This window comes from Synechococcus sp. LTW-G, from assembly GCF_054459035.1.
On record NZ_JBTKYW010000008.1, the window covers coordinates 16377 to 25960 of the forward strand.

Genomic DNA, 9584 nt, shown 5'->3' on the forward strand with positions numbered 1-9584 from the left:
GGTCTGCCATGACGGCTCAGCCCTCCCCTGAAACCACCGGTGACGACCGTCAGGCCCACGATTTCGATCGCCAGAAGGAGCTGCACAAGCAGATCCGCAACGATCCCGATTACGACGATTGGGAGTACGGAACCGAGCCCCTGCCCCACGAGGCCTGGGCTGCAAAGAACGCCAAAGACAAGGCCTCTTAACCCACCCGCCGCTTCGAGCGGTTCTGCACCGGTCTGACCAGCAGCAAGCTCAGCGCACAGATCGCCGCTGTCGCGAACCACAGGCCCACGCCATGACCATGGCCATCCAGCAAAACCCCCGCCAGCAGCGGTGCGGCGAAGGCACTGAGCGCGAAGCACTGAGAGAAGAGGGCCATCGCCAGGCCGCCGTGGCCACGGGGACTGAGCTCAATCACCGCCTCCGTGGCTGTCGGTAGGAAGGCGGCTTCGCCCAGGGCGATGATCGTGAGGGCGATGACCACCAGAACGAGGCCGGAGTGGCTCAGGGCTGAGGCGGCCAGGAGCAGGGTCCCGCTGCTGAAGCAGATCAGGCTCAGCCCCAGTCCGGTCCCCACTGGCCGCAGGGCCAGGGCTCGGCCTACGGGCCATTGGATCAAAACCAGCAGACCCAGTTGCAGACCGATCAGGAGGGCGCTCAGGCTTTCTGTCTGGCCAGCTCGGTTCAGGCCGCCGCGGACCAGATCCAGCGGCAGTGCGCTCTGCATCAGCGCTGGGATGGAGGTGGCCACCACCGAGATGCCAAGCATCGGCACCAGGGCTGGCAGCCATTGCCGCAGGGGACGTTGCCCCTCCGCGTACTCGCTGGCCTTGGCGGCTTTGGGCAGGGGTTTGAGCAACAGCAGCGCCGCAAGGGAGAGGACCGCCGCGATGTCGATCCAGTAGACCCCGCGCAACAGCCCGGCGGCCGCGAGTAGAGAACCGCAGAGGGTCCCTGAGGCCACACCGAGGGCATCACTGCTGCGCACCAGGGCGTAGCCCTTCGCCGACGGCAGTGGGCTCGCGCACTGCGGCACAGCGAGTTCAACTGCAGGCCAGTAGAGGCCTCCGGCCATGCCGATGCAGACCTGGCCAGCGATGTAGCCCCCCATGCTGCTGGCCTGCAGCAGCAGAGCATCACCGGCAAACCCACAGGCCGCCGCCATCAGCACCGGGGTCCCGCAACTGCGGCCCTGATCCAGGAGGGCTCCACTGATGAAGCGCCCAACGGTGCCAGCCAGTGCAGCGAGGGCTAAACCCAGACCGATGGAGGCGGCATTGAAGCCCTGCTGGTGAAACACCATCGGGGTGAGATACAAAATCCCACCGGCCCCAAAACTCGCGACCAGTCGAACACTGGCCAGTTCCCGGAGTGCCGGGGGAAACTGGTGCCACCAGCTCCAGCCTGTTGCCTGCATCCGTGGTTGAGCCAACCCGCTTGCGTCGCCGCCGTGCACTGACCAGCAGTCTGCTGGCTGGCGTTCTGTCCTTGGGCTCCCTGCTGGCTGCGCCACTGCGAGCCGCTGAGCAACTCGACATCCACCTGGAGGGGTTGGACCTGCCCCTCAACCTGGTGGAGCTGGAACGCTGGAGCCGTGATCCGTCCACACGTGCCGGGGAGCTGGCGGTCTGGCTCAACTTGCTCGATCCCCAAAGCCAGCAGCAGTTGCATCAGCTGCTCAATGCCCCACTGGTGGAGGAGCGCAGCTTCACTCAACAGATGATGCGCAGTTGGGCGGGCCAGCGGGTCGCCGAAGAACTGGGCGTCTTGATCAGCACCGAGAACGGCAATGCCGGTCCGCTGGTTCTCAGCACCCTCAACACCTTGCTCAAAGAGCAGCGGCAGGTGACGGTGATCGAGCTGATGCGGGCACTGCCGGCCCAGCAGCTCACCATCAATCTCGATGGACTCCAGCTGCTCGCCCGCGGTTGGCAGCAGCAGTTGTTCGATCAGGAGCTGGCGCTCCAGGCCCTGCAGACCTTGCCGCTGCCGCAGGGGACCCCGCTGCTGCCGCTCTCCGATGGCGTGCTGCTGGATCAGCAATCCTCTGCGGCTGATCAGGCTCCCCAGCGCTGGCGTTTGCCGGTTCCCCATCGCCAGCAGCCCCTGGCGCTTGAGCTCTGGCCGGTCTCTGATGCCAAGACCTGGGTGTTGCTCATGCCTGGCTTGGGGGGCAGTACCGATCAGTTGCGCTGGTTGGCCCAGGCCCTGCATGAACGGGACTGGCCCGTGGTCCTGCTTGATCACCCCGGTAGCAACGAACTGGCGGTGCGGGAGTTGGTTCAGGGGCGACGTCTCCCCCCTGGAGCTGAGACCCTCCCCGGCCGGGTGCAAGACCTGCAGGCCGTGGTGGCCGCGGCGCAGACCGGGGGCTTGCCGCAACTGGGGCAGCGGGTGGTCCTGATGGGTCACTCCCTGGCGGGGCTGACGAGCCTGTTGGCGGCAGGGCTGCGTCCGGAACCAGGACTGCAGCGCCGTTGTAAGCGATCCCTGGCGGATCTACCCCTGATCAACCTCTCGCGGCTGCTCCAGTGCCAGCTCCCCGAGGTGCCCCTGCCGCCGGCGCAACCGCTGGCCCAGCCGATTGCAGGGGTGGTGACCCTCAACGGTTTCGGCAGCCTGCTTTGGCCCCACCGGGGTCTGCGGGGCCTGGAGGCGCCCGTGTTGATGGTCGGCGGAAGCCTGGACTTGATTACGCCGCCGCTCAGTGAGCAGCTGCATTTGTTTTTGCCAGATCCCAATCCCCGCAGCCGTCTTGTGTTGTTGGAGGGGGCGAGTCATTTCTCCCCGGTTCGGATGCAGGCCGGAGGCGAGGCCCCCCTGTTCAAGTTCGGCGAGGAGTGGGTTGGTGTGGATCCCGCCCGGGTGCAGAACTTGATCTTGAGCTTGAGCAGTGAGTTTCTCTGGGGCCTCGATCAAGGGGGGCTGAAGCGGGACCTACCGCCCCAGCGCCGGCACGTTGGTGGTGTCAGTGCCTATGTGCTTGACCACGACCTGGCCAAGCTCTGGCAGGAACGCATCGAGGTCAGAACTTCACGCGTGGATCGAGTAGCGCCACCACCAGGTCCACAAGAACGCTGACCGCCACCACCAGGCTGGCCACCACCACGACGATCCCCTGGACGACGGGGTAGTTCCGTTGGCTAATGGCCTCCTGCAGCCGGAAGGCCACCCCAGGCCAGGAATAGGTGACCTCGATCAACAGGGCTCCACCGATCAAGGAGGCCACGGTGATCCCGGCGATGGTCAGGACCGGCAGCAGGGCGTTGGGCAGGGCATGGCGAAGCACGACCCGGCGTTCACTGAGGCCGCGGCTGCGGGCCGCTTCCACATAGTCGGAATCCAAGGCCCGGCGCAGATTCAGGCGCAGGGCATTGGCGAAGATCCCGCTGAGCAGGATCCCCAAGGTGCTCGCGGGCAGCACGAGATGCCGGATCGCTCCCCAGAATTGCTGGCCGTTCCCCTGCAGCAGGCTGTCGAGCAGATAAAAGCCACTGCCATCCGGTGGGATCAAGGTGGCGGGGAAGCGTCCGCCGACCGGTAGCCATCCCAGCCAGACCGCGAAGACCAGCTGGACCATCATCGCCGCCCAAAACGGCGGCATGGCGTAGGTCCCAATCCCATAGAGCCGGGCGGAGAGATCGAGCTTCCCCTCGGGCCTGGCAATGCCACTGAAGCCAACGGCCAGGCCAACGACCGCTGCGATCAGCAGGGCGGTCAGGCCGAGCTCCAGGCTGGCGGGAAGACTGCGGGCAATCACCGCCGTCACAGGCTCTTGGTTGGTCAATGAGGTCCCGAGCTGGCCGTGCAGCAGGTCGCTCAGGTACTGGCCGTACTGGACCGGAAGACTTTGATCGAGGCCGAGTTGTTGCCGGAGGGCTTCTCGAGCGCTTTGCGGTGCCCGCGGGCCAAGCAGGGCATCGATGGGATCGCCAGGGGCAACCCGAAGCAGGAGAAAGACCAGGCTCGCGATCAGCCAGAGCATCACCGGCACCAGGGCCAGGCGGCTCAGCAGGTAGCCCCAGAGGTGATGGCGTCGGCTCATCGCTTCACCGGCTCCAGCTGCTGCAGGATCACCCGACCGGTGCCATCGAACTGGGGCGCACTGAGGTTTCGCTGCCCCCAGGCGCGCGCATTGACTTGCCAGAGCGGAACAAAGGAGGCCCCATCCGCCGCCTCCCGTTGAATCGTCAACAGGGTGGCTTGGCGCGCCGCACCCGTACGGCTCTCACTGGCCTGGAGCTGCTGTTGCAGGCCTGGCCTGGTCCAGAAGCTACCGGAATCGACGCTGCTGCCCGAGAGGCATTGGTCGCCCTTGCTCTTGCGGCAGCCCAGTAGGGGTGCCAGGTAGGTGTCGGGGTCGGGGTAATCGCCAATCCAGTCGTAAATGATCATGGGGAAGACCCCCTGGGACAGCTGCCGGTAGGCGCTGGTGGACTCCACCCCTCTGATCTCCAAGCGCACGCAGTCTCCGAGGTCCCGGCGCAACTGGGCTTGCCAGGTCAGGGCAAAGAGACGATCCGAGGCATGGTTCGAGCGGAAGGTCAGCGGCAGCGTCAGCCGTTGCCCTGAGCAGTAGCCCTCTTGCCGGTAGAGGGCCCGAGCGGCCTTGGGGTCGTAGGCCGGCCAGCTGGGCGGGCTCGAGCCGGCCAGCGGTGGTGGCACCAGGGAGCGCAGGGGTTCGCTCATGTCAAAGCTGACCCGTTGGCTGATCAGCCGGCGATCCAGGCTGAGGGCCACCGCCTGCCGCAGCCTGCTGCGGTTGAAGGGAGGGCGTTGGCTGTTCAGGGCCATCAGGGCGATCTCGATCGCCGGCCCTTCTCCGCTCACCAGCTCACCGCGCGCCACGCGGGTATCGAGGGCCTGCTGCTGGTCACTCTCGAGGCCACTGGAGATCAGCAGGTCAACCTCTCCGCTGATGAGGGAGCCAAAGAGGGCCGTGGAGTTGCTCAGGGTGATGAGGTGGATCCCCGCGTTCTTGGCGGGCTCGCCCCAGTAGTCCGCAAAGGGGAGCAACTGCTGTTTGCGCGGGCTGAAGCTCACCAAGCGGTAGGGGCCCGTGCCGACAAAGCGGCCCGTCAAGGAGCGTTCGCCGTAGTCCCGGTAGGCCGTCGGGGAGACCGGGGTGAAGGTGATCGAACTCAGCAGCGCCGCTAGGGCGCGGTAGGGGCGCGTCAGGCGGACTTCGATCGCGTAGGGCCCAACGCTGCGGACGGATTCGATCCGATCATCCAGCAGATAACTGAGTTTCCCCAGGCGCCGAAAGCGGTTGAGGTTGAAGACCATCGCCTCGGCGTCGAAGCGGGTTCCGTCGTGGAACAGCACGCCTTGGCGCAGCGGAATCCGGGCGCTGAGTCCATCCGCACTGAATTGCGGCAGGGCCGTGGCCAGCCTGGGTTGGAGTTGCCCCTGGCGATCGGCGGTGTAGAGCGGGTCGCCGACGGCGCTCAGCAGTTGCGTTCCGGCCAGCAGATAGACGTCCACCGGGTCGACGGAGTCCAGGCTGCTCTTGTTGGCCACCACCAGCTGGCCAGCGGGATGGGGTGGTTGGCAGCCCATCAGCAGCTGCAGGGCCGGCAGCAAGGCGAGCAGGCCGGCAGCAGCGGGAAGGCGAGTGATGGGGCGCTTGGCTGAGCGCCCCTATTCAAGCCCTAAGACATCGATTTGCGGGGCTCGAGCTGTTGCAGGGAAATCTCAAACACCGGGCACCCATGGCGGGCCAGGGGCCAGCGCCGCACCCAGCAGCGGTCGTGGCTGTCATCGATTCCCACCACTTGATAGGTGTGGGAATCACTGATCAGGTTGACGCAATCGCCTTGATGGAAGGCGCGAGATGGGTTCATGGCCAACAGAGCAAAGAGGCCGAGGCTCAAACCAACTGACCCGCCAAGAATTCCGCCTTGTTTGCGCTCAAAACGTTTGAGGCGCTACAAAACTGCGCTTGGGTCAGGGGAACGGCACGAATCGATCCCCCAACTCTGGCCCAGGTGCCAGCTCCGCTGCCACTAGAGCGTGGGGAGGCAGGCGGCCACGGCTTTCACCTCTGGTAGGGCCTTGATGGCGGCGAGTGCCGCCGCGAAGTGCTGCTGCTTCACCTCATGGGTGATCACCACGATCTCGGCGTCGGCCGCATCCCCGGTGGTTTCGAACTGGACGATGGAGCGGATCGAGACCCCTTGCTCGCCAAAGCAGCTGCCAATGCGGCCGATCACTCCGGCTTCATCACCGGTTTGCAGGCGCACGTAGTGACGCTGCAGGGTCTCGCCCGCATCCACCAGGGCGCAATTACGCCAACGGCTGGCCGCCAGCAGCGGGTCCAGTCCGCCACTGTTGCCGGTGGCCGCCCGGATGCCGGCAATGTTCAAGATGTCAGCCACCACGGCGGAGGCGGTGGGCCCGGATCCCGCTCCAGGGCCGTAAAACATCACACGACCCACCGGGTCGCCTTCTACCAGGATCGCGTTGTTCACGCCATGCACCCCGGCCAGGGGGTGATCCTTGGGCAGCAGGGTGGGGCTGACGCGTACATCGAGCTGCACGGTGCCATCGCTGGCGGTGCCCAGATTCTGGGCTTGGGCTACCAGTTTCACGACGTAGCCCAGTTGCTCGGCGTAGGTCACATCGCAGCCATCCAGTCGATCGATGCCTTCGGTTGGAATGGCCGCGCGCTCGATCGGTCCGCCGTAGGCCAGGCCCGAGAGGATGGCGATCTTGTCGGCGGCATCGCCACCACCCACATCGGCAGCGGGATCGGCCTCGGCATAGCCCAGCCGTTGGGCATCAGCGAGCACCTCGGCATAGGCCGCACCCTCATCGGCCATGCGGCTGAGGATGTAGTTGGTGGTGCCATTGATGATCCCGCTCACCCGTTGGATGCGGTTGCCCCCTAGGGATTGCTTGAGGGGTTCGATGATCGGGATCCCGCCGCCAACGGCGGCTTCGATCAGCACATAAACGCCTTGTTTGGCGGCCGCAGCAGCAATTTCTTCGCCATGGCGGGCAATGACCGCTTTGTTTGCGGTGACTACGGGTTTGCCAGCCGCAATCGCCGCCAGGATCAGGCTGCGGGCAGGCTCGAGGCCGCCCATGACCTCAACGACGATGTCGACCGCGGGGTCCTGGACCACCGCTTCAGGGTCGGTGCAGAGGATGTCGCTGGGGAGATCGATGGGCCGAGGGCGGTTCAGATCCCTTACGGCGACCCGTTTCAGCGCCAGTTCTCCCACCAGTGGATGGCGACCGTCAGGGGTCTGCAGGATTTCCGCAACGCCTGCTCCCACAGTGCCGAGCCCGAGCAAGCCGATGCCGATGGTCATCCTGACGCCGTTCCGAAACGACTGATCCTAGAAATCGACCTAGTCGGCTGAGCTGAGGGCGCTGGCTTGGGCCTGCATCATCTTGAAGATGTTGAGAAAGCCATTGGCCCGCGAGGGGGTCAGGCTGGCCTGCAGGCCCGTTTCACTCAAGAAGGCCGGGTCAATGCCGGCGATGGCCGAGGGATCCAGGCCCTCGGTGCCCTCAATCAATAGAGCGAGGAGGCCTTTGGTGATGGCGGCATCGGAATCGCCCTGCCAGTGGAGTTTTCCATCCACGAGCTGACCGACCACGTACACCTGGGAGACGCAGCCCTTGACCTTGAAGACGTCGTTGCGGAACTCCTCCGGCAGGGGCTCCAACTTCTTGGCGAGCCAGAGCACGTATTCGTAGCGGCGCTTGGGGTCGGCCGTGCCTTTGAGGCGGTCAACGATTTGATCGAGCTTCTGGCTGCCGGTGGCCATTAACGGTTGCGTCTAGTGCGCTGAAGTCCCAGCAGCATGGCAGTTGCACCCAGGGCACTGAGCCAGAGCAGCGGACGTTGCCGGGGCCCTGCGCTGATCTGATCGAGCTGGACCTGACCGCCCTGGACCGGCATCTCCAGGTAGTCGCGATGGCCTGGCCCCCCATCCACCTGCAGTTCAAAGGAGCCTTGGCTGCCAGGGGGCAGGGCAAAGCTCAGTCGACCGCTCGCGTCAGTGCGGCCCAGCTCCTGGCTGCTTCCATCCGGGCCAATCAGCCGGACGAGGGCATCTTGGGTGGGCTCTCCGGTGGAGAACTGGCTCTGAAGCACCAGCTGGGCATTGAGGGCCTCGAGCCGGTTGATGCTGGTCTCAATGCCATGGGCCCTGGCGGGCGGCGTTGAGGCCCAGATCAGAACTGGAGTGGCGGCGCAGAGGACAGCAGCGGCTCGCATTTGGATTAAGCGGACCAGCGGCTGTCTGTCTTGGTTTTGCCGGCCTGAACCATGTGAACCATGGAGCTCACCATCATCGAGAGGGCGTCGCTGCTCTCATCGCGCCCTTTGAGCTCCGAGGCCATGACCTGCTCGGCTGCTGTGCCGCGGTTGATGGCAATGCTTGGCCCGCGGCGCTGCTCTTCGGAGGCAGATTGACGCCCGGCAGTGATGGCGGAGAGGAATGCGTCGTTGCCAGCCAGATCCACCGGTGCCGCCCTGAACTGCTCCGATCCTGCCAAATCCAGCGCGCCGGTGCGCCTGGACTTCACGGTTGCTCAACAGGTTGCAACCCAGGCCGCCAGTGCACCCCCTCCTCATCCAGCCAGCCTGGGAAAGGCACATCCCAGGCCTCAGCGGGGAGGTGCTCCACCAGGCATCCGCTGGTAACCACCGCCAGGGCTGGGATGTCCCTCCAGGGGGAGGATTGCCTCAATCGGTCAAACCAGCCACCGCCGTAGCCCAGGCGGATTCCGGATCGATCGAAGGCCAGGGCAGGGGCCAGCAGGAGTCCAAGTTGTTCCGCCTCCAGGACTGAAGCTGCGTCGCTGGGGGCGGGGATCCCGGTCTCATCCGCTGCGGTGGGGTCACCGGGACGCCAACGCCGGTACTGCAAACGGCCCCCGGCGATGCAGGGCAGGGCGATCCGGCCGCTGAGCGACAGCAGATCAGCGAGGCACAGCAGGTCCACCTCTCCGGCCAAGGGCCAGTACAGCCCAAGCAGGCGTCCTTCCGGCAGCAGGCCCGGCAGGTGCTGGATCGCCTGGGCCTGAAGCCGGGGGGCGCAGCTGGCGTGCAGGTTCAGCCGCCGCTGTTTGAAGGTCTGGCGTAAGGGCCCTTTTTGACCTCCCATCAGCGCTGAAACCAGCCGGTGAGCGCGACCGCCAGGGCATCGGCGGCATCATCGGGCCGCGGCGGGGTCTCGAGGTTGAGCTCTCGCATCACCGCATCGAGCACATCGTCCTTGTCGGCATGGCCGTGGCCGGCCAAGGCCAACTTGATCTGCATGGGCGGGAACTCCACCACCGGGATGCTGAAGCGGGCCAGGGTCATCATCAGCACCCCCCGGGCTTGCACCACCGAGATCGTGGTGCTGGAGCGGTAGAAGAAAAACTTCTCCACCGCCGCTAGATCAGGCTTCCAGTTGCGGATCAGGACCCGTAGATCCTTCGCGATTTCCACCATCCGCTCGCCATCACTGCGGCCCGGGTCGGTGCGGATGATCCCGCAATCGAGCATGGTTTGGGCCCCGCCAGGACCCTCCTCGACATCAATCACCCCGTAGCCCACGCGAGCCAGACCGGGATCGATGCCGAGGATTCGCAAC

12 protein-coding genes are annotated in these 9584 nt (G+C 65.5%); 2 read left to right on the forward strand and 10 right to left on the reverse strand.

Annotated elements, in window-relative coordinates; genetic code table 11:
• Positions 1-8: 8 nt before the first annotated feature.
• Positions 9-191, forward strand: a complete 183-nt coding sequence (locus ACXIQ9_RS11150; protein ID WP_010317955.1) for a hypothetical protein — start codon at positions 9-11, stop codon at positions 189-191.
• Here the strand turns inward: ACXIQ9_RS11150 and ACXIQ9_RS11155 are convergent.
• On the reverse strand, positions 188-1405 hold the full coding sequence (locus tag ACXIQ9_RS11155) for an MFS transporter (protein WP_459016685.1): 1218 nt from the start codon (positions 1403-1405) through the stop codon (positions 188-190). The two genes, ACXIQ9_RS11150 and ACXIQ9_RS11155, sit on opposite strands and share 4 nt — an antisense overlap.
• A 2-nt stretch (positions 1406-1407) precedes the next feature.
• Here ACXIQ9_RS11155 and ACXIQ9_RS11160 point away from each other — a divergent pair, with 2 nt between their 5' ends.
• Complete coding sequence (locus tag ACXIQ9_RS11160) at positions 1408-3069, forward strand: alpha/beta fold hydrolase (RefSeq protein WP_459016686.1); 1662 nt, start codon at positions 1408-1410, stop codon at positions 3067-3069.
• Here ACXIQ9_RS11160 and ACXIQ9_RS11165 read toward each other — a convergent pair.
• The 9 genes from ACXIQ9_RS11165 to ruvC form a co-directional block, all read right to left on the reverse strand.
• Positions 3014-4033, reverse strand: a complete 1020-nt coding sequence (locus tag ACXIQ9_RS11165; RefSeq protein WP_459016687.1) for an ABC transporter permease — start codon at positions 4031-4033, stop codon at positions 3014-3016. The genes ACXIQ9_RS11160 and ACXIQ9_RS11165 overlap by 56 nt on opposite strands.
• The gene (locus ACXIQ9_RS11170) at positions 4030-5547 is read right to left on the reverse strand and encodes an ABC transporter substrate-binding protein (protein WP_459016726.1); all 1518 of its coding nucleotides are present in this window, start codon (positions 5545-5547) and stop codon (positions 4030-4032) included. Before ACXIQ9_RS11170 ends, ACXIQ9_RS11165 begins: the two co-directional genes overlap by 4 nt.
• Before the next feature lie 92 nt (positions 5548-5639).
• A complete protein-coding gene (locus ACXIQ9_RS11175) occupies positions 5640-5831 on the reverse strand; it encodes a hypothetical protein (protein ID WP_050778503.1) in 192 nt (63 codons plus the stop codon).
• A 162-nt stretch (positions 5832-5993) separates the two neighbouring features.
• Entirely contained in the window at positions 5994-7304 is a 1311-nt protein-coding gene (locus ACXIQ9_RS11180; RefSeq protein ID WP_459016689.1) for a homoserine dehydrogenase, read from the reverse strand.
• Between the two features lie 39 nt (positions 7305-7343).
• Positions 7344-7766: a SufE family protein gene (locus tag ACXIQ9_RS11185; protein ID WP_247479193.1), complete on the reverse strand. Its 423-nt coding sequence runs from the start codon at positions 7764-7766 to the stop codon at positions 7344-7346.
• On the reverse strand, positions 7766-8218 hold the full coding sequence (locus ACXIQ9_RS11190; protein WP_247479191.1) for a hypothetical protein: 453 nt from the start codon (positions 8216-8218) through the stop codon (positions 7766-7768). The genes ACXIQ9_RS11185 and ACXIQ9_RS11190 overlap by 1 nt, the downstream gene beginning before the upstream one ends.
• Before the next feature lie 5 nt (positions 8219-8223).
• Entirely contained in the window at positions 8224-8529 is a 306-nt protein-coding gene (locus ACXIQ9_RS11195) for a hypothetical protein (RefSeq protein WP_010317941.1), read from the reverse strand.
• Positions 8526-9110: a 5-formyltetrahydrofolate cyclo-ligase gene (locus ACXIQ9_RS11200; RefSeq protein ID WP_459016690.1), complete on the reverse strand. Its 585-nt coding sequence runs from the start codon at positions 9108-9110 to the stop codon at positions 8526-8528. The genes ACXIQ9_RS11195 and ACXIQ9_RS11200 overlap by 4 nt, the downstream gene beginning before the upstream one ends.
• Positions 9110-9583: a crossover junction endodeoxyribonuclease RuvC gene (ruvC, locus tag ACXIQ9_RS11205; protein ID WP_010317939.1), complete on the reverse strand. Its 474-nt coding sequence runs from the start codon at positions 9581-9583 to the stop codon at positions 9110-9112. Before ruvC ends, ACXIQ9_RS11200 begins: the two co-directional genes overlap by 1 nt.
• Between the last annotated feature and the right edge of the window lies 1 nt (position 9584).

Bases quoted from the DNA above. Each gene is read 5' to 3' on its own strand.
- ACXIQ9_RS11185 (WP_247479193.1), bottom strand. From the start codon at position 7,766: ATGGCCACCGGCAGCCAGAAGCTCGATCAAATCGTTGACCGCCTCAAA.
- ACXIQ9_RS11170 (WP_459016726.1), bottom strand. From the start codon at position 5,547: ATGGGCTGCCAACCACCCCATCCCGCTGGCCAGCTGGTGGTGGCCAAC.
- ACXIQ9_RS11200 (WP_459016690.1), bottom strand. From the start codon at position 9,110: ATGGGAGGTCAAAAAGGGCCCTTACGCCAGACCTTCAAACAGCGGCGG.
- ACXIQ9_RS11175 (WP_050778503.1), bottom strand. From the start codon at position 5,831: ATGAACCCATCTCGCGCCTTCCATCAAGGCGATTGCGTCAACCTGATC.
- ACXIQ9_RS11150 (WP_010317955.1), top strand. From the start codon at position 9: ATGACGGCTCAGCCCTCCCCTGAAACCACCGGTGACGACCGTCAGGCC.
- ACXIQ9_RS11180 (WP_459016689.1), bottom strand. From the start codon at position 7,304: ATGACCATCGGCATCGGCTTGCTCGGGCTCGGCACTGTGGGAGCAGGC.
- ACXIQ9_RS11155 (WP_459016685.1), bottom strand. From the start codon at position 1,405: ATGCAGGCAACAGGCTGGAGCTGGTGGCACCAGTTTCCCCCGGCACTC.
- ACXIQ9_RS11190 (WP_247479191.1), bottom strand. From the start codon at position 8,218: ATGCGAGCCGCTGCTGTCCTCTGCGCCGCCACTCCAGTTCTGATCTGG.
- ACXIQ9_RS11165 (WP_459016687.1), bottom strand. From the start codon at position 4,033: ATGAGCCGACGCCATCACCTCTGGGGCTACCTGCTGAGCCGCCTGGCC.